The sequence below is a fragment of the Nonlabens xylanidelens genome, assembly GCF_002934445.1.
GTDB lineage: Bacteria > Bacteroidota > Bacteroidia > Flavobacteriales > Flavobacteriaceae > Nonlabens > Nonlabens xylanidelens.
In genome coordinates this window covers 829626-856215 of sequence record NZ_PTJE01000001.1, presented here as the reverse complement: position 1 = coordinate 856215, position 26590 = coordinate 829626, and the positions used below count along the sequence as shown (strand labels likewise).

At 36.8% G+C, this 26590-nt stretch carries 16 protein-coding genes and 1 tRNA gene; 6 read left to right on the top strand and 11 right to left on the bottom strand.

Features of this window, described 5'->3' with window-relative positions:
* Positions 1–11: 11 nt before the first annotated feature.
* From nrfD to LY01_RS03865, 3 genes are read right to left on the bottom strand one after another with little or no spacing between them, the layout of a single operon-like run.
* Positions 12–1448 carry an NrfD/PsrC family molybdoenzyme membrane anchor subunit gene (nrfD, locus tag LY01_RS03875; protein WP_104514479.1) on the bottom strand — a complete coding sequence of 479 codons (1437 nt, stop codon included), beginning with the start codon at positions 1446–1448 and terminating at the stop codon, positions 12–14.
* Positions 1449–1475: 27 nt separating this feature from the next.
* Complete coding sequence (locus LY01_RS03870) at positions 1476–4544, bottom strand: TAT-variant-translocated molybdopterin oxidoreductase (RefSeq protein WP_104514478.1); 3069 nt, start codon at positions 4542–4544, stop codon at positions 1476–1478.
* A gap of 20 nt (positions 4545–4564) precedes the next feature.
* Positions 4565–5860: a c-type cytochrome gene (locus tag LY01_RS03865; protein ID WP_211289261.1), complete on the bottom strand. Its 1296-nt coding sequence runs from the start codon at positions 5858–5860 to the stop codon at positions 4565–4567.
* Positions 5861–6085: 225 nt separating this feature from the next.
* Here LY01_RS03865 and LY01_RS03860 point away from each other — a divergent pair, with 225 nt between their 5' ends.
* Complete coding sequence (locus tag LY01_RS03860) at positions 6086–6460, top strand: SPOR domain-containing protein (RefSeq protein WP_245890618.1); 375 nt, start codon at positions 6086–6088, stop codon at positions 6458–6460.
* 774 nt (positions 6461–7234) lie between these two features.
* Here the strand turns inward: LY01_RS03860 and infB are convergent.
* Genes infB through rimP form a run of 3 tightly spaced genes read right to left on the bottom strand, consistent with a single transcriptional unit; the run spans position 7235 to position 11870 of the window.
* Complete coding sequence (infB, locus tag LY01_RS03855) at positions 7235–10129, bottom strand: translation initiation factor IF-2 (RefSeq protein WP_104514476.1); 2895 nt, start codon at positions 10127–10129, stop codon at positions 7235–7237.
* A 32-nt stretch (positions 10130–10161) separates the two neighbouring features.
* A complete protein-coding gene (gene nusA / locus LY01_RS03850) occupies positions 10162–11394 on the bottom strand; it encodes a transcription termination factor NusA (RefSeq protein WP_104514475.1) in 1233 nt (410 codons plus the stop codon).
* A gap of 8 nt (positions 11395–11402) precedes the next feature.
* Positions 11403–11870 carry a ribosome assembly cofactor RimP gene (gene rimP, locus LY01_RS03845; RefSeq protein ID WP_104514735.1) on the bottom strand — a complete coding sequence of 156 codons (468 nt, stop codon included), beginning with the start codon at positions 11868–11870 and terminating at the stop codon, positions 11403–11405.
* Between the two features lie 150 nt (positions 11871–12020).
* On the opposite strand from rimP, the gene LY01_RS03840 reads away from it, so the two are divergent.
* Positions 12021–12842 (top strand): universal stress protein, encoded by an 822-nt coding sequence (locus LY01_RS03840; protein ID WP_104514474.1) that lies wholly within the window; start codon positions 12021–12023, stop codon positions 12840–12842.
* 73 nt (positions 12843–12915) lie between these two features.
* Here LY01_RS03840 and LY01_RS03835 read toward each other — a convergent pair.
* A tRNA-Gln gene (locus LY01_RS03835) sits at positions 12916–12986 on the bottom strand.
* A 238-nt stretch (positions 12987–13224) separates the two neighbouring features.
* On the opposite strand from LY01_RS03835, the gene LY01_RS03830 reads away from it, so the two are divergent.
* Both LY01_RS03830 and LY01_RS03825 read left to right on the top strand, forming a co-directional pair.
* The gene (locus tag LY01_RS03830; protein WP_104514473.1) at positions 13225–16629 is read left to right on the top strand and encodes a glycosyltransferase family 117 protein; all 3405 of its coding nucleotides are present in this window, start codon (positions 13225–13227) and stop codon (positions 16627–16629) included.
* A gap of 37 nt (positions 16630–16666) precedes the next feature.
* On the top strand, positions 16667–17260 hold the full coding sequence (locus LY01_RS03825; RefSeq protein ID WP_211289260.1) for a polysaccharide deacetylase family protein: 594 nt from the start codon (positions 16667–16669) through the stop codon (positions 17258–17260).
* Here LY01_RS03825 and LY01_RS03820 read toward each other — a convergent pair.
* Together LY01_RS03820 and LY01_RS03815 are read right to left on the bottom strand one after the other, a co-directional pair.
* Positions 17257–17553 (bottom strand): thioredoxin family protein, encoded by a 297-nt coding sequence (locus LY01_RS03820; protein WP_104514471.1) that lies wholly within the window; start codon positions 17551–17553, stop codon positions 17257–17259. The two genes, LY01_RS03825 and LY01_RS03820, sit on opposite strands and share 4 nt — an antisense overlap.
* A 106-nt stretch (positions 17554–17659) precedes the next feature.
* Entirely contained in the window at positions 17660–18883 is a 1224-nt protein-coding gene (locus tag LY01_RS03815) for a metallophosphoesterase (protein ID WP_170034498.1), read from the bottom strand.
* 174 nt (positions 18884–19057) lie between these two features.
* On the opposite strand from LY01_RS03815, the gene LY01_RS03810 reads away from it, so the two are divergent.
* A complete protein-coding gene (locus LY01_RS03810; protein WP_104514470.1) occupies positions 19058–20335 on the top strand; it encodes an MFS transporter in 1278 nt (425 codons plus the stop codon).
* 171 nt (positions 20336–20506) lie between these two features.
* On the top strand, positions 20507–23332 hold the full coding sequence (gene polA, locus LY01_RS03805; RefSeq protein ID WP_104514469.1) for a DNA polymerase I: 2826 nt from the start codon (positions 20507–20509) through the stop codon (positions 23330–23332).
* 74 nt (positions 23333–23406) lie between these two features.
* Here polA and LY01_RS03800 read toward each other — a convergent pair whose 3' ends face one another.
* Together LY01_RS03800 and LY01_RS03795 are read right to left on the bottom strand one after the other, a co-directional pair.
* Entirely contained in the window at positions 23407–24216 is an 810-nt protein-coding gene (locus LY01_RS03800) for a hypothetical protein (RefSeq protein ID WP_104514468.1), read from the bottom strand.
* A 283-nt stretch (positions 24217–24499) separates the two neighbouring features.
* Complete coding sequence (locus LY01_RS03795; protein ID WP_104514467.1) at positions 24500–26587, bottom strand: T9SS type B sorting domain-containing protein; 2088 nt, start codon at positions 26585–26587, stop codon at positions 24500–24502.
* Positions 26588–26590 lie beyond the last annotated feature (3 nt).

Here is a 26590-nt window from a genome sequence, read left to right as displayed (position 1 = left end):
ATATCTTAGTTCTACTCGCCTGGGTGAGCGATAGGATCTCCTGAAGAAGCTCCTGCGTTAGACGTCATTTTATTTTCTCTTAAAGTCTTGTACTTACTTCCACTAGCTTTAAGTATAGATTTCACTTCTGCTTGTGCTATTACTGGGAATGTTCTAGAGTACAATAAGAAAAGTACAAAGAAGAACCCAATAGTACCTATAAAGATACCTATGTCTACAAAGGTAGGAGAAAACATAGTCCAAGAAGACGGAAGGTAATCTCTATGTAAAGAAGTTACAATAATAACAAAACGTTCAAACCACATACCAATATTTACAACAATCGATATAAAGAAAGAGAACATAATACTAGTTCTTAATTTCTTGAACCACATGAACTGAGGAGAGAATACGTTACAAGTCATCATAGACCAGTAAGCCCACCAATAAGGACCAGTAGCCCTATTCAAGAAAGCATACTGTTCATACTCAACACCTGAGTACCAAGCTACGAACAATTCAGTGATATAAGCGACACCAACTATAGAACCAGTAATCATAATTACAATGTTCATCAATTCGATATGCTGAATAGTTATGTAGTTCTCCAAGTGACATACTTTTCTCATAATAATAAGAAGAGTATTTACCATTGCAAAACCAGAGAAGATTGCTCCAGCAACAAAGTAAGGAGGGAAAATTGTTGTATGCCATCCAGGTATTACTGATGTTGCAAAGTCAAAAGATACAATAGTGTGAACTGAAAGTACTAATGGAGTTGCTAGACCTGCAAGAACTAAAGATACCTCTTCAAAACGTTGCCAGTCTTTTGCACGACCAGACCAACCAAAAGAAAGTATTCCGTATATCTTCTTATTAAAAGGTGTTATAGCTCTATCACGGATCATTGCAAAATCAGGAAGCAAACCAGTCCACCAAAATACTAACGATACAGATAAGTAAGTTGAAATTGCAAATACATCCCAAAGTAATGGCGAGTTAAAGTTAACCCATAAAGAACCAAATTGATTAGGAATAGGTAATACCCAATAAGCTAACCATGGACGTCCCATGTGAATAATAGGGAATAAACCTGCTTGAATTACAGAGAAGATAGTCATCGCCTCTGCAGAGCGGTTAATAGCCATTCTCCATTTCTGGCGAAATAATAAAAGTACTGCAGAAATTAATGTTCCTGCGTGACCGATTCCTACCCACCATACAAAGTTAGTAATATCCCAAGCCCATCCTATGGTCTTGTTCAATCCCCATACTCCAATACCAGTAGAGATCGTATAAGTAATACATCCTAATCCATAAAGAAATGCAATAAGAGCGATTGTAAACACAATCCACCATTGCTTATTTGCAACACCTTCTACTGGTGCCGCGATATCCCTTGTTACATCAGAATATGTTTTATCTCCTGTAACGAGAGGTCTTCTTATGGACGCTTCATAATGAGCCATAATATCTTGATTAGTTTTGCTAGTTAATTATACGTTTCTCACTTTAACCTGATACATCACATTAGGTTCAGTTCCCACTTCTTCTAATAGGTGATACATACGGTCTTGTTGTTTCACTTTAAAAATCTCAGATTCCTTATCGTTGATATCACCGAAAGTAATCGCACCGCTTGAACAAGCATTAGAACATGCCGTAGCAAATTCACCATCTTTAATCATGCGACCGTCTTTCTTAGCTTCAAGAATAGTCATTTGAGTCATTTGCATACATAGAGAACATTTCTCCATTACACCACGACTTCTTACAGTAACATCTGGATTAATAACCATACGACCTAAATCGTTGTTCATATGATAATCAAACTCATCGTTACCATTATACAAGAACCAGTTAAATCTACGAACCTTGTAAGGACAGTTGTTTGCACAATAACGAGTACCTACACAACGGTTATAAGCCATGTGATTTTGACCCTGACGACCATGAGAAGATGCAGCCACTGGACATACAGTTTCACAAGGTGCGTGATTACAGTGCTGACACATCACTGGCTGGAAAGCCACTTGTGGATTATCAGCTGGGACTTCCAACTCTCCAAAACCACCTAACGAACCATTATCACCGAATAATCCATCGAAGCCATCTTTCTTAGCTTCATCTGCCTCAAAACTATCTTCAGAAGAGTAATATCTATCTATACGCAACCAGTGCATATCACGAGATTTTCTAACCTCAGTCTTACCAACAACAGGAACATTGTTCTCTGCATGACAAGCAATAACACAAGCACCACAACCAGTACATGCATTTAAATCGATAGACATATTGAAATGATGACCTACAGATCTATCAAAACTTTCCCAAAGATCTACATCTGGAGAAGTAACCGGAGTTTCAACATGGTTCAAAGAAACCTCAGGCATAGGATTGAAATTATCCTTATTACCAGTTCTATATGTTTCTAGATCGGTCTCACGTATAATATCGCGACCCATCATAGTGTTTTGTAATTGAGTACAAGCAAACTCATGTGTACCACCTGCATCCTTCACAGAAACAGTTTGTACTGCAACACCGTTCTTATAGAAAGGATATGCATTTACACCAGTCTGCATTTCTTCTTGAATAGCAGCTGTCTGCCCATAACCTAAAGCTATACCGATTGTTCCAGCAGCCTGTCCTGGTTGAATAAGAGCAGGTAATTTTCTTTGCACACCATCTAACGTTACCGTTACATATGTTCCATCAAGAGCACCGTTAGCTACATTTTCATTAACAACACCTAGCTTCTCCGCATCTGCTTGAGAAATAGTTACGTAATTATCCCAAGTCGTTCTAGTAATAGGATCTGGCAATTCTTGTAACCATGGGTTATTTGCCATAACACCATCACCTAGACCAGTTTTAGTATATAAAGTAAGCTCATAGCCAGAAGGCTTCTTGGCGCTAGCCATAGCACTTAACGCAGCAGAGTTACTTATCACTTCGCGCTCAACTTCCTCTTCAGAATCGTTAACTACAACAGATGTTTTATAAAAACCATCCTGTAATGATTGATTCCAACTAGAACCTGACGCTTTAGAAGTTTCTTTTAGGAAATCTTTAAAAGATTGAGAACTACCAGACCATTTTAATAAAGTGTCTTGTAATTGTCTTGTCTTAAAAATTGGATTTATAGTAGGCTGCGTTAAATACACATGCCCTTTCTTTATTTCAGTATCACCCCAAGACTCAAGGAAATGAGGAGTAGTAGCAACATAATTACACTTTTCAGCTGTTGCATTCATTGAAGAAGCAAAAGACACTCTAAGCGACACTTTTTCTAACGCTTTCGCGAAAGCGTCACTATCATTATAACTATATACAGGATCAACACCTGCTATAAAAATAGCACCTACCTTTCCTGCATTCATATCTTTAACCAAAGCATCAACAGACTTACGATTACCCTGACGAGTCATGATAGGAGAAACTGTATCAACTATAGTTGATCTTAGCGCTTCATTTATTGCAATAGTTAATTGATGTGCTGCTTGATCAGGAACACCACAAAGAACAACAGCCTTACTACCTGCGCGCTTAAGACTTATAGCCGTTTGCTCAACAGATTTAGCAACTTTATCAGATAGAGAGACATTTGCTCCTCCACCTACTATTTTACTATATAATGCAGCAATGATATTTTTTTGCTCAGTAGGCGTTACAGGATAACGTCTATCAGCATTAGAACCAGATAAAGATAAGTTTGCCTCATATTGGATATGCTGAGACATTTTACCATTCTTAGGAACACGAGACTTTGCATAACCCTTATCAAATCCTCCACCTTGCCAGTCACCTACAAAATCAGCTCCTATAGAAACAATAGTCTCTGCATCGGTAAAATCATAATCAGCTAATGCTCTAGAGCCATATCTAGCTTCAAAAGCAGCAAGAGCAGCATCTTCACCAACAGCGTCATAAGTAACGACACGCACATTAGAATACCTAGCTTTTAACTGTGAAAAGATTTTATTCATTGATGGACTAGCAAAAGTTTGCGCTAACACAACTAGTTCTTTTCCATTTAAAGAAGAAAGTTGATCCCCAACTTGCTTATCAAACTCTTCCCAATTAGATTCAACTCCTTTAATCATAGGAGTTTTCAATCTGTTATTATCATATAAAGATAACACAGAAGCATGAACACGAGCATTTGCATGACCACGATACATTGCCTCTTTATTACTCTCTATCTTAATAGGTCGACCTTCACGAGTTTTAACCAATATACTAGCAAAATCATAACCATTTGCGATAGTTGTCGCATAATAGTTAGCCATTCCAGGAATGATTTGCTCTGGTTGATTAACGTAAGGTACCGAGTATATTACTGGTCCTTCACATGCCGCAAGCGATGCTGCCGCAGTACTGAAACCAACATACTTTAGAAAATCACGTCGTGAAGTGCTAGAAGACTCCATCGCCTCATCATTTCCTAAAAACTCATCAGAAGGAATAGGACTCGCGAACTCATTCTGCTCAAGATTTTTTACAATCTCATTGCTGTCATCAAGTTGCGCAGTGCTTTTCCAGTATTTCTTAGTAGTAGCCATAAATATCTAAAACTATGTTATTAATAGTGGCATTTACCACATTCAAGTCCTCCTAAATCTGCGATAGTCAATTGACGACCACCACGAGCTTCAGAAAGTTCTTTGTGAATTTGTTCATAATATCCGTTACCCTGAAGATCTACATTAGTTTCACGGTGACAGTTGATACACCATCCCATAGTTAATGGTGAATATTGATACATCACTTCCATTTCTTCAACAGGACCGTGACAAGTCTGACAAGCAATCTTACCAGCAGTAACGTGTTGTGCGTGATTAAAGTAAGCAAGATCTGGTAAGTTATGAATACGAACCCATCTTACAGGACTCTCTTCACCTACAAACTTCTGCTCATCACTATCCCAACCTGTAGCTGCATATAGTTTCTGAATCTCCTTATTATAATCAATTCCATACTCATCGATACCTTCTTGATAAGTAGCATCTGCTACCTCACCGATAGACTTATGGCAATTCATACAAACATTTAAAGAAGGAATACCAGAATGCTTAGACTCACGAGCACTAGAGTGACAATACTTACAATCTATCTCATTAGAACCAGCGTGTATTCTGTGAGAGTAATGAATAGGTTGTACCGGCGCATAACCTTGATCAACACCTACACTCATTAATGCACCATATGCAAAATAAGCACTTGCTAGTAACAAGAATACAGAAGTAACTAATACTAAAAACTGATTTTGAACAAACGCTTTCCAAATAGGAGTGCGCTCTTCTTCTTCAAATTCAGTCTGAATTCCATTTGCCTGAGCAAATCTCTTTAGCGTCTTATTTACTACTATCAACAACACTACTAACAGTAACAAAACTACCGCTAGCGCACCTAATATAATATTATTAGAGATTGAAGAACCACCAGTAGCAGAACCAGTACTAGCCGCATCAACAACTGGACCAGTAGGTTTAGGCTTCTCAGTATCTGTATAAGCAATGATGTTATCAATATCAGTATTAGAAAGCTGTGGAAAAGCATTCATGTTAGACTGATTATACTCGTTGTAAATAGCAACTGCTTCAGCATCTCCTGTAGCAATTAATGCCGTTGAGTTTTTAACCCAACTGTAAAGCCACTCTCTATCGTGACGCTGACTTACCTGAAAAAGCGCCGGACCGACGGCTTTTTTGTACAATTTGTGACACGATGCACAATTAGCTTTAAAAAGAGCCTCTCCTAAAGCAGCGTCTCCACCACTAGTAGCTTCTACAGGCGCCGCTGGCTCACCATCTGAGGTGGTAGCATCCTGTCCGTAAACACTAATAGAACCTAGTGTTACGAAAACAAACGCTAGCATGAACTGCCATGCGGAAAAATGTAATTTCCTATTTATCATCTCGCTTAATGAATATTACTATAACTTTGGCACAATAATTACGGTATTTTACCGTATCGTAAATGCTTCCGCAAAAATAGGTCATAAATCGTTTATTTTTGCCCGTGAATAAAATGAAGAAAATAATTTATAACTATTCTAAATAGATTAGCTTTCGCGAAAGCTAACAATAAGAGAACACACGCTATGTCTAGAAAAAAAATACAAATTTTAATGGTAAGCTTAACCATGTTCGGTGTTGCATTTCAAGGAATTGCACAAGAATCAAAGCAAATTGATAAGCAAAAATTGGATGCCTTAGTTTCTACAAAAATCGCCATGGACAAATCTGGTGACTTTAAAGAACACTATACCATACAAATTTTTTACGGTGAACGGAACAAAGCCATCGCCACAAAACGTCAATATGATGCCTTAGATCACAAATGGAAATCAGAATTAACATGGGAACACCCTTATCACAAAATATGTGTAGGAACTTACAGAAGCAGATTAGAAGCAGAAAGAGCCCTAATTAAAATAAAAGAAAAGTATTCCAATGCGCTTATCTTAAAACCATAAATCAACTGGAATAACTCTTTAATATTTGATAATTATTGTGAATTATCAAATATCAACTCAAAGCTTAATGATAACAATATCATTAAGCTTTTTTTTATTTATATCAATATATAAAAAATCAATTCACACAACAAAACCTCAAAAATCGGATCCAAATACGGTAAAATCAAAACACATCCTACAATCAACACCATCGCCCTTATCACTTATAAATTCCAAGCTTTAAAAGAATCCAGACAACGGAATAAAATTCTACATAACATATTTGAAACTAAACCAAAATTGGATTCGTACACATAACAATTAAAATACAAAACATCATTTAAAATCGAAGCAGAAACATAACGCTAAACCATTCATCGGCCTTTTAAACAAGCAAAGCTCAATTTCTATTGCAACCACAATACAACCACCAATTGGAGTAGCTTAGTAAAACAGAAACAACATGATTCTAACTATACAAGAAAATCAATAACCCTCTGTAAAACCAAAACCACAAACTCCAACAGCTTATCAAACAAACAGAATTGACATTCAAATTCAATTCAACATTTTGAAAATTTAAAACCCTGAAAAAATATTTACCTCGGAACAAGATGAACAATGCAATCTTTCAATAACAAGTTAACTTTATAACAACTTCCAATTAGTCATTTAGATAACTAAATAGGCTCGAGAAGAATCTTACCAATTGATTTTTCAAACTAACTTAACACATAAAAAAAGCGCCTTCATTTTCATGAAGGCGCTTTTTATTTATTAAGGTATAACTTATTATTTCAAAGTTTTCTTTACCTCTACTTCATGGAAGGATTCTAAAACATCACCCTCTTGCAAGTCATTATAGTTCTTAATCTGCATACCACATTCATAACCTTTAGCAACTTCTTTAACGTCATCTTTGAAACGCTTAAGAGCAACTAGTTCTCCTGTGTAAACAACTACTCCATCTCTAATCAATCTTACACCACCATTTCTAAATATCTTACCGTCTGTAACCATACATCCTGCAATGGTACCAACTTTAGATATTTTAAATGTCTGTCTAACTTCTGCATTACCAGTAATCTCTTCTTTAAGCTCTGGAGAAAGCATTCCTTCCATCGCGTCCTTAAGATCATTGATCGCATCGTATATAATTGAATAAGTACGGATATCTACTTCTTCTCTATCTGCAACAACTCTTGCATTACCTTGTGGTCGTACATTAAATCCGATTATTATCGCATCAGATGCAGTCGCAAGTAACACATCACTTTCAGTAATTGCACCTACAGCCTTGTGTATGATATTCACCTGAATTTCTTCAGTTGATAATTTCTGGAATGAATCAGTTAACGCCTCTACAGATCCATCAACATCACCTTTAAGGATCAAGTTAAGCTCTTTAAAGTCTCCTAACGCAATACGACGACCGATTTCATCAAGAGATAATGTCTTCTGAGTACGAACAGATTGCTCACGTTGTAATTGTGTACGTTTTGCTGCTATAGATTTAGCTTCACGCTCATCTTGGAATACGTTAAACTTATCACCAGCTTGTGGAGCACCATCTAAACCTAATATAGAAACAGGAGTAGAAGGACCAGCTTCTTGAACATCATGACCACGCTCATCTTGCATCGCCTTAATCTTACCATGTCTAGGACCAGCAAGAACATAATCTCCTACTTTTAATGTACCAGCTTGAACAAGTATAGTAGAAACATATCCACGACCTTTATCAAGGAACGCCTCGACTACTGTACCAGTTGCCGGTTTGTCAGGATTAGCTTTTAAATCTAGTAACTCAGCCTCAAGTAAAACTTTTTCAAGTAATTCTTTAACACCTGTACCTACTTTTGCAGAGATATCATGAGATTGAATTTTACCACCCCAATCTTCTACAAGTAAATTCATTTGCGCAAGACCTTCTTTTATCTTTTCAGGATTAGCGTGTGGCTTATCGATCTTGTTAATTGCAAATACTATAGGTACTCCAGCTGCTTGCGCGTGAGAAATAGCCTCTTTAGTCTGCGGCATGATATCATCATCTGCTGCAGCAACAATAATTGCAATATCAGTAACTTGAGCACCACGAGCACGCATCGCTGTAAAAGCTTCGTGACCAGGCGTATCTAAAAATGCTATTTTCTGACCATTTTCAAGCTCAACACCATAAGCACCAATATGCTGTGTGATACCACCACTCTCGCCAGCAATAACATTTTCTTTTCTAATATAATCTAGAAGAGATGTTTTACCATGATCTACGTGACCCATTACAGTAACGATAGGAGCACGAGAAACTAAATCTTCTTCATTGTCTAAAACTTCAGCAACACTCTCTTCGATATCAGCGTTTACAAACTCTACATCAAAGCCAAACTCTTCAGCCACGATAGACATCGTTTCAGCATCAAGTCTTTGATTCATCGTTACCATCATCCCTAGAGACATACATGCACCGATAACTTTATTTACAGGAACATCCATCATAATAGAAAGATCACTTACAGTAACAAATTCCGTTACTTGTAATGACTTATCCTCTGCTTGAGCTTGCTCTGCAGCATCAACTTTATCACGGTGACTTTCTCTCTTATCCCTACGGTATCTAGCCGCTTTAGATTTAGAAGACTTACCTTGTAATTTCTCAAGAGTCTCCCTTACCTGCTTTTGAATTTCTTCATCAGTAGGCTCTTCTTTAACAATATTTTTACGACCAGTGTTATTATTGTTACCACCACGTCTATTATTAGAGCGATTACCACCTCCAGAACCTCCAGGTTTTGAAATACGCTTACGTTTACCTCTATTAGTATCTGCAGCTTTTTTCTTCGGCTTAGCAAATTGAGAAAGGTCAATTTTTTTACCAGTAACTTTAAGACCACCTAATTTCTTATACTCGGTCTTAATAACTTCTGGCTCAGAATTAACCACAGGCTCAGCTGCTTCAGTCTTAGAACCATCAACAGACTTAGTAGCAGGTTTAGGCTGCTTAGCCTCTTTAGCTACTTCTTCTACTTTAGATTTTGCTTTAGGCGCAACAGCTTCTACCTTAGGCTTAGCTTCTTTTTTAGAAACCTCAACCTTTTTTGCAGCCTCTGGCTTCTTTTTAGGTTTAGATCTCTTATTTGCATCTAAATCGATTTTACCTTTTAAGGTAGTACCCATTGCTTTAGGTCTATTAGAAACCTGTGTGATTTCTTTAGACTCTTCAGAATCGGTTTTTTCTTTGGGAGGAGCAACAGTAGTTTTCTCAACCTTAGGAGACTCTTCCTTAACAACAGCTTCAGAAGCCTTTTCAGGCTCTTTAGTCGACTTTTCTGCTTTCTTACCAGCATCCAGATCAACTTTACCTACTTGTTTAGGACCACCTATAGAAGCCTTAGCTTTTATAACCTCTTGTTGTCTCTTTTGTTTTTCCTCAAGTTCTTTTTCTCGCTGCAATCGCAATTCTTCTTGTTCCTTGCGACGTTCAGCACCTACTTCCTTTGAGGCTACTTTTTTGCTCTTGTCAGTTTGAAACTCATCAGCAAGTGCTTTATAGACGCTAGCATCTATTTTTGTGGTAGGGCGAGCCTCTATCTCAATTCCTTTAGAATTAAGATACTCCACAGCACGGTCTAGAGAAATATTAAATTCTCTTAGAACTTTGTTGAGTCTCATGTTTTTTACTTCGGCCATAAAATGGTTCAGGATTGACTTTAATTTCTAATCTAATCTTCAAATTCTGCTCTCAGGATTCTAACTACGTCTAAAACGGTTTCCTCCTCAAGATCTGTACGTTTTATTAAGTCAGCAACGTCTTGCTCTAGAACACTTTTGGCAGTGTCCAATCCTATCTTACTTAATTCTTCAATAACCCATCCATCGATAACATCGGTGAACTCAGTTAATTCCACATCTTCTTCAGCACCTTCTCTAATCACATCAATATCATAACCAGTTAACTTACCGGCTAATCTAATGTTATGACCTCTTCGACCTATTGCTTTAGAAACCTCTTCAGGACTCAAACGCACTTCAGCCTTCTTTGTCTCCTCATTGATTACCATTGAGACAATCTTTGCAGGACTTAATGCTCTAGCAATATAAAGTTGTGTATTTGTTGTAAAGTTAATTACATCAATGTTTTCATTTCCTAATTCACGAACTATTCCATGAATACGAGAACCTTTCACACCTACACAAGCACCTACAGGATCTATACGATCATCATAACTATCTACAGCAACCTTAGCTTTCTCACCTGGCTCCCTAACAACAGCTTTTACCGATATAACACCGTCAAAAACTTCTGGAATCTCTTGTTCAAAAAGCTTCTCTAAAAACTTAGGAGAGGTTCTTGATAATATGATATTAGGCTTATTACCCCTTAACTCAACACTTTCTATAACGCCACGCACGTTTTCACCCTTTCTAAAGAAGTCAGATGGAATCTGTCTATCTTTAGGCATGATAATTTCATTACCATCGTCATCTAACAATATAATTGCTCTATGTCTAATATGATGAACTTCAGCACTATAAAGTTGACCTTCTAATTCTTTAAAATGTTTAAAGACATTAGTATTGTCATGTTCATGAATCTTAGCAATAAGATTTTGTCTTAAAGCAAGAATAGCTCTACGTCCTAATTGAATAAGCTTTACTTCTTCTGCAACGTCCTCACCAACCTCATAATCAGGCTCGATTTTCTGAGCTTCTGTTAATGAAATCTCAGAATTATCATCTTCAACTTCATCATCAGCCACAACAACACGATTACGCCATATCTCTAAATCCCCTTTATCAGGATTGATAATAATATCAAAGTTGTCATCTTCACCATACTTTCTTTTTAAAGCGGCTCTAAACACATCTTCTAAGATCGCCATCAACGTGACACGATCTATCATTTTATCATCTTTAAACTCAGAAAAAGACTCGATCAATGCGAGATTTTCCATACTACTTCTTAATTAAATTTTATAACAACTTTTGCTTGCTTCACGTCTTCATAGTTCAAAGTCCACTCTTTTTCAACAGTAACTTTCCCTTTACCTATCGGTTTAGGCTCACGAGCTTTCCATGTAATAGTAACTTCTTCCTCATCTGCCTTTTTTAACAAACCAGTTTCAGTTCTCTTCTCTCTATCTGTTATTTGAATATCTCTACCGATATTTTTAACAAACTGCCTAGGAGAACTTAAAGGGGAAGAAGCACCTGCACTTAGAACTTCTATAGAAAAATCATATTCTTCTCGATCTAAATTATGCTCTACCGCTCTAGAAAAAAACATACAATCAGACAGTTTTACACCATCATCGCCATCTATAATGACTTTGATCTCGTTCCCAGCACCCATTTTGAAATCAATCAAAAAGATATCTGGACGCTCTTCAAACGCTTCGTTTAATAATTTTTCTACTTTATCTTTCAACATATTTATAAAAAGAGGGGACTCTAGTCCCCTCATACTTGTTTAAATACTTTGCAAATATACTGTTTTTTTAAGCATTTCCAAAGCCTTAAAAAACAGAGTGATAAACATGCTATTTTTTTGTATCTTTAAGTGATATAAAAAACAACCATTATGAAAAAGATCATCGTACCTACAGACTTCTCTATACAGGCAGAAAACGCACTTAGAGTAGCAGCTGACATAGCCCGAGAGAATAACGGAGAATTATTTTTACTTCACCTATTAGACCTACCATTACACCTTGCAAATAACGGTAGCTCAAACTTACCAGAGGCTGTATTTTTCATGAAGCTTGCCAAAGAAAAATTTGATAACCTACTAAATGCAGACTTTCTAGAAGGCGTTACCATTCATGGTGACGTGGAAACAGGAGGCGCATTCAGTGGAATTATGGATACCGTAAAAAGACACAGTGCAGACCTTATAGTAATGGGTAGTCATGGCGCTGACGGTATAAAAAATATGTTCTTAGGCTCTAATGCAGAAAAAGTAGTACGCAATTCTGAAGTCCCAGTTCTTGTCGTAAAAGACAGAAAAAACAGACTAGATGTGAATGAATTTGTATTTGCAACAGATCTAGATCCCAAATCTACTAGCGCGTTAAAAGAGGCAGCAACATTTGCTACAAAGACTAAATGTAACCTCCATTTATTATACGTAAACACTCCATCTCAATTTCTAAGCACTAGACAGGCAGAAGAAAAGGTTACTAAATACCTAAAAGATGTAAACGTTCAACCTGCTGACTATGTTATATATAATGACAACTCTGTAGAAGAAGGTGTATTTAACTACACTAAAGACGTAAAAGGAGACTTAATAGGTATGGCAACTCATGGTCGCCGCGGACTCTCACATTTTTTCAACGGCAGCGTTAGTGAAGACATCGTAAACCACTCTAGCCTACCTGTAGTTACGTTTAGAATTAAGTAGTATTTCGCTTTCGCGAAAGCGAAACTATTAAAACTAAAAAATCCTGATTCAATTAAGAATCAGGATTTACTTGTTGTCCCACAAGGACTCGAACCTTGAATGACGGTACCAAAAACCGGAGTGTTACCATTACACCATGGGACAAAATCGAGTGCAAATTTATAACATTTCTTAAATCTTGCAAAAAAAAATCATGAAAATTTAAATTAATCTTCCGATAGGATATATCAAATCTCTTGAACAGCCCATAATTATTAGAAAAATATGATTGAAAATAATTAAATAAAAATCAACAACACCTCACATACTGTAATTTTCTCTTAGACGTTTATATGGTTAATAAGGCCATAAAATCTTATTTTCGCCAGAGTTAACCATCATTATGAAATTGAACTACGCACAATTAAATAAAATCATAGGCTGGACAGTCTTTGCAGCAGCACTTTTTATATTCTGGAGCACTGTAGAACCTACGGTAAGTTACTGGGATGCTGGAGAATATATCGCCACATCTTCAAAACTTGAAGTAGGCCACCCACCAGGAGCACCGCTCTACCAGATGATGGGTGCCGCTTTTTCTGTATTTGCTCTAGACGCAACAGACATAGCATACACGGTTAATTTACTAGCAGTTTTCTCTAGTGCATTCACTATTTTATTTATGTTCTGGTCGCTTACTTTACTTTTAAAGAGACATATATTAAAAGATCATGCAAACGACCTGATGATTTTAGGAGCAGCAGCCATAGGCTCATTAACCTTTGCGGTTTCTGACAGTTTCTGGTTTAACGCTGTAGAAGCAGAAGTTTATGCACCAGCAACATTACTCATGAGTCTTATGTTTTACATAGGCTTGTTATGGGAACGTGACATGCTATTACCACGCGGCAACCGCTGGTTAATACTGATTTCTTTTATAGTAGGACTATCATTTGGTATTCACTTTATGGGTATCCTTACTATACCTGCTATAGGATTGTTATGGTATTTTAAACACTATAAAAAAATAACCGTTCTCAACTTTATTGTTGCTAACATAGCAGTAGTAGCTGTATTACTATTCGTTTTCAAACTATTATTACCTTATACATTAAGCATATTTGGATACTTAGAAGTATTCTTTGTTAACGACATAGGTTTACCGTTCAACTCTGGTACCATTATCGTACTCTTACTTATAATTGGATTATTTGCTTTTTTAATCTCGCTTTCGCGAAAGCGTAACCTACCTCTATTAAACACGATTACTTTATGCATCATGTTTGTATTAGTAGGTTTTTCTTCTTGGACCATGCTACCTATAAGAGCAAATGCTGGTACACCTATTAATGAAAACGCTCCGGAAGACGCTCGTTCTTTGTTAGCTTATTATAACCGTGAACAATACCCATCACCTGGACTTTTCTTTGGTGAATCATTTACAGACATGTACGCAGGATATAACGAAGACGATCCTACTACTGAGGAAAATGAAGCTTTTAAAGACGAAAAACCTAAATATGAAAAAGACTATAAATTAGGTAAGTACGTAATAGTTAATAATTACAAGGACGCGATACCTAATACTAATGACAGTCATAAAGGATTTTTTCCACGTATGACAGACCCATCTAGAGCATCTAATTACATAGAATTTATGGGCGGCCTAGACTACACTATAAAGGAAGGCTTTGAAAACAATCAAGAACTACTTTCTGTTCTAGACGATTATGAACGTAGGTTGCAACGCGGGACAATTGATACCGAAGAATATATAGACGTATTAATGTCTTTAAGGGAAGCTGTAGAAATAGACAAACCTAGTTTTGCTAACAACATGAAATACATGGCAAACTATCAGATAAGCTATATGTACATGCGTTATTTCATGTGGAACTTTGTCGGTAAACAAAATGACGTACAAGGAGAATGGGATTCTTATGATGGTAACTGGTTAAGCGGTATTAGCTTTATAGATGAGGCACACCTAGGTACACAAGATGAACTAAGTGATGACATGCTTAATAACAAAGGACGCAATACTTACTTTTTCTTACCATTGATTTTAGGGATATTAGGTGCTGTTTTCCATGCGCGCAAAGATTTAAAATCCTTTTATGTTACTCTAGTGCTCTTCCTTTTTACAGGGCTAGCCATACTTGTGTACCTTAATCAATCTATGTTTCAAGTACGAGAGCGTGACTATGCATATGTAGGATCTTTTCTGGTATTCAGCATGTGGGTAGGAATGGGCGTTTATGCCATTTATGAAATGCTGCGCGATCTCATGAAGTCTAGGATTGCACAAATAATATCTTTGACAGCATGTTTTGCAGCTGCACCATTACTTATGGGATATCAAAACTGGGACGACCATGACAGGTCAGATAAATACACCGCTCTAGCAAGTGCTAAGAAATATCTAGATAGCTGTTTACCTAATGCGTTGATCTTTACTATAGGAGATAATGATACATTTCCATTATGGTATGCACAAGAGGTAGAAGGTTATCGTACAGACGTGCGTGTCGTATGTACTTCTCTATTAAGTACAGACTGGTACATGGATGATATGAAAAAGAAAGCATGGGATAGCGAGCCTGTACCTAGCACTTTAACTCATAGCAAATATAAATACGGTACTCGAGATGCTCTGTATTATTCAGATAAAGAACGTATTCAACAACGCATGCAGGATTTAAATCAAGATCCAAATTATGTTTATCCTGATACGATGCAATTAGATCAATGGATGCAATGGGTAGCTAGCGATAACAAAGTCACTCAAGAACAAATGAGAAACGAGCACTTTGAGCACACATTCCCAACAAAGTTTATCTCTATTCCTGTAAATAAAGAAGCTGTTCTTAAAAACGGTGTTGTACCTCAAAAAGATGCTGATAAAATCGTAGAAGAAATAGTCATCAACATAAAAAGCAATGCAGTTTATAAAAACAGAATGTTTATGCTAGACATCATCAATGCAAATAACTGGGAACGTCCTATTTATTTCTCTGGCGGCGCTTTTAGTGACGAAGATTATATCTGGATGAAGGACTACCTGCAACTAGATGGTTGCGCCTACAGATTACTACCTATTAAAACCACACCAGAAGATCCACGCGATCCATTTGACATGGGTAGAGTAGATCCTGATTATGCATATCAAGTAATCAAGAAATGGGACTGGGGTAACGGTGGTTCTTCAGACATATATCATGATGTAGAGACTAGACGTAATAGTGTAGGTTACAGAAGCAACATTACTCGTGCTGCAGAGGCATTGATGAAAGATGGGCAACTAACTAAGGCTGAAGAAATTTTAGACTTAGGAATGAAACATATGCCTTTAGAACATTACGGCAATTACTCGATGCTAGAACCTTTCATATCCGGATATTATGAACTTAACAAGCAAGAAAAGGCAAGGGATTTATTAAATAAAGTCATTGCAAAATACCAAGATGAATTGGATCATTACAACCAATTGAGTCTAGAGGAACAAGACAATAATTATCTAAGAATTGCAACAGCGATTTCTAGATATAATTCTATTGCCGAGGTTCCAGTATTTTATGAAGATCAAGAAATGATCGATAAACATGTAGATACTTATAATGGGTACTTTGAGCCGTTTATAAGATTTATGAATGACGCTTATTACATCAGAATAAAAGGAGAAAGCCCAGAAGAATCATTCCCAGACTCTGCTGAAGCGATGGAATTAAGAGAACTTCTAGATAACTCTGTAGATAACGTTACTACTTCTCAACAAGAGACTGTAGTAGATACATTAGAACAAGATTAAATTATACCCAGATCACATATCAGACAAGTTCTCTAACTTGTTTAAAAATTATTATTGGCACGGTAACCGTGGAGAAAAAACAGTCTATCTAACTTTTGATGACGGTCCTACTCCACTGGTTACCGACTACGTCATAAACCTTTTATCTCAATACGGATTTAAAGCAACTTTCTTCTGTATAGGAGATAAAGTAAATCGTTATCCAGAAACTTATAGGCTTCTAAAAAACGAAAATCATCAAATAGGCAACCATACTTACCACCATCTCAATGCCTGGACCACTAAAAAAAATAGGTATCTCGATAATATTGACGAGTGCAGCAAAGTGGTAGAGACAAAACTATTTAGACCACCATACGGTCGTATAACTAGTGCCGTCACCCAAAGGTTGATTAAAAAAGGATATAAAATTGTTCTTTGGGATGTCTTATCAGGCGACTTTGATCAAAGTAGAACATCAGAATCTTGCCTTAAAAACTTAAAGAAAAATACGCGCAACGGCAGTATCATCGTCTTTCACGATAGCGATAAATCTTTTGAAAAATTAAAAGTAATATTACCAGAATACCTGGCATTTCTAAAAGAAAAAGGATGGAATAGTAAGTCTATTTCACAACCCAAATCTATTTAACGCAGTTGTTTTAATTGATGTATCAAGGTATTATCATCTTGCACACCACTTTGCCTCCATTTCATCTCACCACCTTGATAGATAATAAAGGTAGGAACACCTTTTATCCTAAGCGCTTCAGAGAGCTCTTGATTTTTCTCTACATCTATTTTAATAACCTTGGCCTTATCACCTAGAGCTGCAGCTACATTACGTAACACTGCATTCATAGCAACGGTATCTTCATTCCAGTTAGTAAAAAAGTTAAACAATACTGGAACATTTGCACTAATAAGCTCGCCGAACTTTGACATAATCACAAATTATACTACCAAATGTACATAAAATCGTCAAAACAAAACATAAACTATTCTTAACAAGACAGTAACAGCCATAAAATAATTTGAGAAATCTATGATTTTAACCCTTTTTCAAAGTGATCACAGTGATTTCTGGCCATATTCCCGCACGTCCAGAGTAACCTAAGAAACCAAAACCTCTATTCACATTCAAGAATTGACCTGCTTCTTTATAAATTCCAGCCCATTTTTTATAAACAAACCATGCTGGACTTAATTTAATAAAACCAGGGATTTCTATACCGAACTGCATACCATGTGTATGACCACTCAAAGTTAAGTGGTATTTCTTATCGTCGTCTTTAACTTGTAAATCCCAATGCGTAGGATCATGACTTAAAAGAACTTTAAACTCTTCCTTACTTAATCCTTGAGATGCTTTTTCTAAATCTCCATACTTAGGAAAACGGCCGCCACCCCAATTTTGCACACCTACTAGAGAAATAGAGTCCGTACCACGAGTGATTTTCTCATTTTCATCGAGCATTAATCTCCACCCCATATCTTTCTGGATTTTATAGAGGTGCTGCATATTTTCTTCTTTAGCCTCGTCAGTATCCCATTGCACATAATCTCCATAATCATGGTTTCCTAGAACAGAGTACACTCCATCCTTTGCTTTTAAAGAACCGAATATACTTTCCCAACCATGCATTTCTTTGGCTTCGTTATTAACTAGATCACCAGTAAATAAGATCAAATCACTTTGTTGTTCATTTGCTAGATCAATAGCATACTTCACTTCTTCCTTATCATCAAAACTACCTACATGAATATCACTTAACTGTGTGATTTTATACCCATCAAACGCGTCTGGTAAATCGTCAAAGGTTAATTCGTATTCTCTTACTTGATAATCATATTTACCACGCCATGCACCGTATAAAATAGCACCGAATGGTAATGCGGCAACGGCAAGACCTACTTTAGCCAGAAAAGCCCTTCTACTAGGTAAAAAAGATTGATCTGATTCTCGCTTTCGCGAAAGCGTGCTTATCAAACCCTCTATACTTCTATAAATATCCTCACCGAACATAAATAAGACAAACACTAATTTCAAAGTGAAAAATGCTAATGTAATAGTGATAGCCACATCTCTAGAAGCAGATATCTGACTGCGATCTGGATTTAAATAAAACTGTAAAAACACATTGAGAATAACTAAAACAGAAACTGCTAGGTACACCCATTTCCACCAGTGACCTCTAGATAAGGTGCGTATTAACTGAAAGGAATAAAACTCAAGAGCGATAAAAACCGCGAGAACAATAAGTAGTCTAATCATAATGCTAAATTACTGTCTTTTGGGTTTTAAAATGTTCAAATATCGTTAAAGACTGAAAATGAAAATCATTCAAAATAATTTACCAGCAAAAACCTCGGTGTTTTTACTTAAAAAGTAAAATTTATACCGTAGACATACTTTAATTTTACACTCTCAATACCTCATTCTATTATTTTGACAAAAAACGATCCATACGCAGCATTAAGAATTAAGGAGTTCAACACGTTTTTGTTAATGCGATTTCTCCTAGTATTCGGTTGGTCCATGCAATTTATAGTTATCGAGTGGCAGGTATACTCTTTAACTAAAGATCCATGGTCGCTAGCATTAATAGGTTTGATGGAATTTGTACCGGCGTTCTCTATGGCATTATTTGCAGGTCACATAGTAGATCAAAAAGAAAAACGCAATCTCCTAGCGCTATGTATTGCCGCATTTTCTCTAATTAGTTTAGGATTATTTCTTCTTACGTGGCCAGAAATAGTAAGCGACTGGTCTACCAGTACTATTCTTTATAGTATTTATGCCTTGGTATTTTTTGGCGGTTTTTTAAGATCGTTTTTCGGTCCTATTCTATTTTCTTTGATTGCTCTTATCGTACCTAAAAAAGTCTATCCTAACGCAGCTACTTGGAGCAGTTCTGCCTGGCAAATAGCATCTGTAGTAGGACTTGCTTTTTCCGGTTTTGCGATTAACTGGTTCGGCGTACACTGGTCATTATGTATTGTTTTCAGTCTAGTCGTGTTATCATTTTTTACCGTTTTCCTTATTTCTAAAAAGCCCATCTTAAATACCAAAGTCAACGAGCCTATTTTACAAAGTTTAAAAGAAGGTTTAAGTTTTGTATTTAATACCAAAGCTATTCTAGGCGCACTAACACTAGATATGATCTCTGTTCTATTCGGTGGTGCGGTGATTTTACTACCTATTTTTGCACAGGATATTTTATGTGTAGGTAGTGAGGGTTTTGGCATTTTGAGAGCCGCACCGTCTGTAGGTGCCATATTAACCATGATTGCTACCGCTTATATACCCATCAGTAAAAATGCTGGTATGAAATTGCTTACAGCCATTTTTGGATTTGGAGTTTGTATTATCATTTTCGGTTTATCTACTTCTTTTTGGGTTTCTGTAGTCGCCTTATTCTTCAGCGGTGTGACAGACGGCGTTTCTATGGTTATAAGACAGACTATACTCCAACTCAAAACCCCAGATCATATGCGTGGTCGTGTGGCATCAGTGAACTCCATGTTTATCGGTTCTTCAAATGAGCTGGGTTCTTTTGAAAGTGGTGTTACTGCAAAATTAATGGGAACAGTAACTGCCGTGGTATTCGGTGGTACGATGACATTAATTACTGTAATCACTACAGCAGTGGTCTCTCCTACTTTTAGAAATTTAGATCTGAGAGAAGATTTTAAGGATAGTAGTATCGATGAGCCATCATTATAGAAAATAATTGTTCTGATCTCGCTTTCGCGAAAGCGGAACACCTATCCATCCATTCTTACAGAAATAGCTTTTTACACAGGTCATCCTTGTGTATAAAAAGTCATAATTGCCTTATAGATTTCTTATTTTCCTAGGTTCGTTTTTTATCTTTAGCGTCCATAAAATTTCACGATGACTAACGACGGTACAAACGATAAAAGATTATTTCTCCTAGATGCTTACGCCTTGATATTTAGAGGTTATTATGCACTTATTAAGAACCCTAGAATCAATAGTGCCGGTATGGATACCAGTGCCATTATGGGGTTTACAAATTCGCTTTTTGATGTAATTAGACGTGAGAAACCAGAATATCTAGCCGTTGCATTTGATAAAGGTGGTAGTGCAGACCGTGTGGAGATGTACGAAGATTACAAAGCAAACCGTGATGAAACGCCCGAAGCTATCAAAATAGCGGTTCCTTATATAATGCGTATTCTTAAAGCAATGCACATTCCTATAGAGGTAGTAGAAGGAATTGAGGCAGATGACCTGATAGGAACCCTAGCAAAACAAGCTGAAAAGGAAGGCTTTACTACTTACATGGTAACACCAGATAAGGATTATGCACAACTAGTGTCTGAAAACATTTTTATGTACAAACCTGCCCGTATGGGTAATGGAATTGAGATATGGGGAATTCCTGAGGTACAAAAGAAATTTGAAGTAGAGCGACCTGAACAAGTAATCGATTACCTAGGAATGATGGGTGATGCGAGTGATAACATCCCAGGATTACCTGGCGTAGGTGATAAAACAGCTAAGAAATTTATCGCTGCGTACGGTTCTATGGAAGGTTTACTAGAAAATACCGACCAGCTTAAGGGTAAAATGAAAGAAAAAGTAATCGCTAATGCAGAGTTAGGTCTTCTTTCTAAAAAACTTGCCACCATAAGACTGGACTGCCCGGTAACCTTTGATGCCAAAAAATACGAACTGGACGACCCTAACGTAGAAGAGGTTCACGACATTTTTGACGAGTTAGAATTTCGTCGTGCAAAGGAAACGCTAGCAAAAATATTTTCTAAAGAATTACCAGAGACTAAAACTAAAAGCACTAAAACTGACGACGCTGGCGCTGGACAGTTCTCTTTATTTGACGCTCCAGGTTCTGGCACCACTACAGAAGCACAATCTACAGGACGCAATAGTCTTGCTAGCAGTGATCACTTATACCAGTTAGTAGAAGAAGGAATGGGAACTAAATTGTTCTTACAGTCTTTAATGAAACAATCTAGCGTTTGTTTTGACACAGAGACCACAGGTCTAGACGCTCTTGCTGCCGAGTTAGTAGGAATTGCTTTTTCTTGGGAACAAGGAAAAGGTTTTTACTTACCTATTCCAGAAGATCGTGATGCTGCACAAACTATAGTAGATGAATTAAAACCATTTTTTGAAAGCAAAAGCATTGAAAAAATAGGTCAGAATTTAAAGTACGATATCAAAGTATTAGACAAATATGGAGTCGATGTAAAAGGACCTATGTTCGACACCATGCTGGCTCATTACCTTATTAATCCAGATATGCGTCACAATATGGACGTGCTGGCAGAAACTTATTTGAACTACACACCGCAATCTATAGTAGAACTGATAGGTAAGAAAGGGAAGAACCAACTTTCTATGCGTGATGTAGATCTAGAAAAACAAAAAGAATATGCGGTAGAAGATGCCGATATAACATTACAATTAAAAGAACATTTTACCCCAGAATTGGCTAGCGCAGGAACCGATAAACTTTTTAACGATATAGAAATGCCTTTACTAGATGTACTGGCTGCTATGGAAATAGAAGGTATTAATCTAGACGAAGAATTTTTAAACTCCCTTTCTGGTGATCTAGAAACTGATATTGCACAACTAGAAAAAGATATTTATGAAGTTGCTGGAGAAGAATTCAATATAGGTTCTCCTAAACAGTTAGGAATTATTCTATTTGAAAAATTAAACCTGGTTGAAAAACCTAAAAAGACTAAAACTGGTCAATACTCTACTGCAGAAGACGTACTGAGTTACCTCGCAAAGGATCACGCGATTATTCAAAATGTTCTTGATTATAGAGGTTTAAGCAAATTAAAATCTACTTATGTAGATGCATTACCGCTACAAGTAAATGCTCATACAAAACGCATACACACTAATTACATGCAAACGGTAGCTGCGACGGGAAGATTAAGTTCTACAGATCCTAACCTACAAAATATACCTATACGTACAGAGCGTGGTCGTCAGGTGCGTAAAGCATTTGTCCCAAGAGATGAAAACTACACACTACTCGCTGCCGATTATTCTCAAATAGAATTAAGAATTATTGCTGCGTTAAGTGAAGAAGAAAACATGATCGCTGCATTCCAAAGCGGTGAAGATATTCACGCCTCTACAGCTGCCAAAGTTTTTAATGTAGCACTAGAAGATGTGACTAGAGAACAACGTAGCAATGCGAAAACGGTGAATTTTGGGATTATATACGGTGTAAGTGCCTTTGGTTTAAGTAATCAAACCGATCTTACTCGTGCAGAAGCAAAAGAATTGATCGACACCTATTATGCTACTTATCCTAAACTTAAAACTTACATGCAGGACCAAGTGGATTTTGCTCGTGAGAATGGTTATGTAGAAACGATTTTAGGAAGACGTCGTTATTTAAATAATATCAATAGCTCTAACGGTATCGTACGTGGCGCAGCAGAACGTAATGCAGTAAACGCACCGATACAAGGTAGCGCAGCAGACATTATTAAAATTGCCATGATCAACATACACAAGAAGTTTGAAGATATGAATTGCAAGTCTAAAATGTTGTTACAAGTTCATGATGAATTGGTTTTTGACATTCATAACGACGAGTTAGAAGATATGAAAAAGCTTATTCAAGACGAGATGCAAAACGCTTATAAAATGAGTGTTCCTCTTGATGTAGAAGTTGGAATTGGGATGAATTGGTTAGAGGCGCATTAAACTATAAAAAAAGACCTGCTATCGAAGGTCTTTTTTTTTATATTAAGAAGTTGTTCGTTTACAATACTTACTAATTATCTATATGCTTTGTAAATAACCACTATTTGATTTGTTCTCACTCCAGTAGAAGACTCTCCTAAGTAATTATCTACATTAAGAGTAAAACCAGAGGCATCAAAAGATTGTAATGATGCAGATATTAATCCGCCTTCTGCATCTGTACCGCCAGTTGCCGTTCCATTATCATGTATAGGCTCACCATTGTTATTTACAAAAAACGCTGCTATACAGTGACTGTCTGAAGAATAAGTTCCTATATTATTAAGACTTGAGCCACTTGCTGCACTAGAAATCACCTGTTGATCTATACCTGCACCTACTGTTTGAGCATATCCCATAGTCTGTCCACCAGCCATTCTTATATCATTAGAATTGTTAGTGTCAGATCTATAAGTTTCATCATAATCTTGAACTCTATTTACGGCAAGGAATTCTATAGATTCTGGTTTAAATGGAACGTCTGTAATATTCAGTGATCCTTTGGCGCTTATAATAAGTTTACCAAAAAACACTTGAGGAGTAGTACCTCTAGCTACTTCATACCACACACCATCTTCATGAAAATAATATCCGGCTGGTGTTAAACCAGCATCTCCTGTATTCCATATCATGGTTCCATTTACCAACGCACCACCATCCGGATTAACAACAGTCGTTGCGTCTGTTGCAGAGAGCAAACCTATCCTAGGCATCAAAACACCAGAGTCGGTTGAGTTAATGTCTAATGCTGCTTCCGGTTGCGCAACACCTATTCCTACCTGAGCAGTAGTCATAGTAACAGTTAATAAAAAAGTCAGGGTCGCAATTAATTTTGTAAACTTCATAATACCAGGTTATAACTGCAAAATAAATGAGTATAGAAATAAAATGAATTTATCAAAGATGCAAAAATTTATTATCGACTAAATACTGATTTAAAGGATTAAGAGAGGCTGCTATCGATAAACTACATAGTTATTTATCGATTAACGACATCTATTTAAGCTTTTTAAGTTATAGTATCTAAATATTAGTAACCTTATCATTAATAATTATCTGTTAAAAAAGCTAACAGTAAGAATAAAATTGGAATACTGTTCTCGCTTTCGCGAAAGCGAGAAAGAAAATCTATCTTTTCAAAGCAAAATAACCTTTAACCAATGGCTTATTGGGTATTTGTAACGTAAACCAGTAAGTGCTAGAAGGTAACGGTGTATTTAAATAAGTACCGTCCCATCCTGGACCTAGCGGTGCCATTTGATGCAACAACTTGCCGTATCGGTCATAAATAAAAATCACAGCTTCTGGCGAAGTAGTGATGCCGTCTAGTGTCCAATAATCATGAAAACCATCATTATTAGGTGTGAAGAAGCGCTGATAATCTAATACCACAAATTCTTGAGTTAGCGTACCACAACCATTTTTATCGCGTATTCTAACTGTATGAAACCCTTTGTAGAGCCCAGAAAAGAAATTAGAGTCTTGAAAAGCGCCATTATCTACAGAAAATTCATAATCTCCAGGGCCTGAAACGATAAATTGTGCTGTATTATCTCCGTTTCTAAAATCTTGTGTAATAATATCATCTATCACAGCTATATCCGACGGTAGAGCGGTAATAGTTAATGAACTCTGACAGCCAAAATTATTAGTTACCGTCACTGTATAATCTCCAGGTTGATCTATCTCGATACTGTTTAAAGTAGCACCCATCTCTCCGGTACTCCACTCATAACGATCAAAACCTGTCTCCACACTTATTCTCGTTGAATTAACAGCATCTACACAAACAATAATATCATCTTGGGCTGCAAGTACTGGTCTAGGATTAATGGTTATATCAAATTCTACGTCTGCAAAGCACAAGGTTCTCGTTTCTGTAACTCGTGCATAAATACGTTGCGGATTTTGAGTTGTGGTATACGTATTACCTAATGCGCTTTGCTCCTGACTACGGTCAGCAGGTGTCGCATAAAATCGTACCTGATGTAAAGCTGGGTCTAGACCATTTAAAATATCAGTATTTTGACTACTTAAGGTGACATTTAAAAAACCATCAAAATCGTCATCACACAATACAAGATCGTTAGGCGTAGCGATCAATGGTGGGTTTGCAACAAAAAGAGAAGTGTTTAAAATGTATTCACACGCTAATCCTGTTGGGTCTATTACTTTAATAAAGTAAAACTCTTCGGTAGTAGTGGCAGTAAATGTAGAGCCTTGTGGGTTGGTATCACTACTAGCGTCTGCAGTAGTAAGATGGTAAGAAATGTTTAAGTTGGCATTATTAGGAACCAGTGTATCAATTACCGTATTGTAATCAAAAACTTCTGTAGCATTATCAGAACATATAATAAAAGGATCTACATCTGTCGCCACGTTAGTATCGTCTACCTCTACAGTAAACTGTGTAAAATCGGTACAGTTAGAATCATTTCTTATAACACGCACAAATATCTCCTGTGGATTTGAAACATTAGTATAAGGAAAAGTAAGTGCGTTAATACCTATGTTAGCATCATTAAGTGATTCATGATAAGTCACTGTTGTATTAGCTTGTCCGAGAAGGACATCTGCATCGAGTGGTGTGAAATCAAATTCTCTAAAACCATCTTGTACTCCTAAATTATCACAAACATCTAGATCTGCAACAACATTTGCCGTAGGTGATGGTGGTAATGTAGCACTACCGCTAGTAGATAGTGAAAAACCACCATTACCTACTGCTAGACCTATAACTATATAATATACATCTCCTGCCGTAACGGTTATTTCCTGTAAAAAACCGTTTCCATTAGGCCCAGGACCTTCAGTTAAATCCACCTCTGTGTCATTAAGACCTGTATCACCTGTAACGCCAGCATCAGATGGATTAGTACTAGAGCAACGTATGGCAGGCCCTAGATTATCACAATTTATTACCGGTCCGAAAACCGCAAAATCATAATCGGCCTGAGGTGCGTCAGGTGTTAATGCAAAACTAAAAGTTCCTGTAGTCTCTATTTCTACCCTAAACCAGGCTTGATCTGTCTGAAAATTAAAACAACTCGGCACTGGATTACCGAATTGTGCAAACTCGTTTCTACCTATACCTGAGGGAATTATTCCTAGATCTGTATCACCACAAAGTAAAATGGCGTCTATACAGTCGTTCGGATTTTGAGAAAAACCGAATTGTGAAAATAAAATTAGGCAAAGTACAAGGAACTTTTTCATAAA

Excerpts from the sequence above, each read along its gene's own strand:
- nrfD (WP_104514479.1), bottom strand. The coding sequence starts at position 1,448 with ATGGCTCATTATGAAGCGTCCATAAGAAGACCTCTCGTTACAGGAGAT.
- LY01_RS03870 (WP_104514478.1), bottom strand. The coding sequence starts at position 4,544 with ATGGCTACTACTAAGAAATACTGGAAAAGCACTGCGCAACTTGATGAC.
- LY01_RS03865 (WP_211289261.1), bottom strand. The coding sequence starts at position 5,860 with ATGCTAGCGTTTGTTTTCGTAACACTAGGTTCTATTAGTGTTTACGGA.
- LY01_RS03860 (WP_245890618.1), top strand. The coding sequence starts at position 6,086 with ATGTCTAGAAAAAAAATACAAATTTTAATGGTAAGCTTAACCATGTTC.
- infB (WP_104514476.1), bottom strand. The coding sequence starts at position 10,129 with ATGGCCGAAGTAAAAAACATGAGACTCAACAAAGTTCTAAGAGAATTT.
- nusA (WP_104514475.1), bottom strand. The coding sequence starts at position 11,394 with ATGGAAAATCTCGCATTGATCGAGTCTTTTTCTGAGTTTAAAGATGAT.
- rimP (WP_104514735.1), bottom strand. The coding sequence starts at position 11,870 with ATGTTGAAAGATAAAGTAGAAAAATTATTAAACGAAGCGTTTGAAGAG.
- LY01_RS03840 (WP_104514474.1), top strand. The coding sequence starts at position 12,021 with ATGAAAAAGATCATCGTACCTACAGACTTCTCTATACAGGCAGAAAAC.
- LY01_RS03830 (WP_104514473.1), top strand. The coding sequence starts at position 13,225 with ATGAAATTGAACTACGCACAATTAAATAAAATCATAGGCTGGACAGTC.
- LY01_RS03820 (WP_104514471.1), bottom strand. The coding sequence starts at position 17,553 with ATGTCAAAGTTCGGCGAGCTTATTAGTGCAAATGTTCCAGTATTGTTT.
- LY01_RS03815 (WP_170034498.1), bottom strand. The coding sequence starts at position 18,883 with ATGATTAGACTACTTATTGTTCTCGCGGTTTTTATCGCTCTTGAGTTT.
- polA (WP_104514469.1), top strand. The coding sequence starts at position 20,507 with ATGACTAACGACGGTACAAACGATAAAAGATTATTTCTCCTAGATGCT.
- LY01_RS03800 (WP_104514468.1), bottom strand. The coding sequence starts at position 24,216 with ATGAAGTTTACAAAATTAATTGCGACCCTGACTTTTTTATTAACTGTT.
- LY01_RS03795 (WP_104514467.1), bottom strand. The coding sequence starts at position 26,587 with ATGAAAAAGTTCCTTGTACTTTGCCTAATTTTATTTTCACAATTCGGT.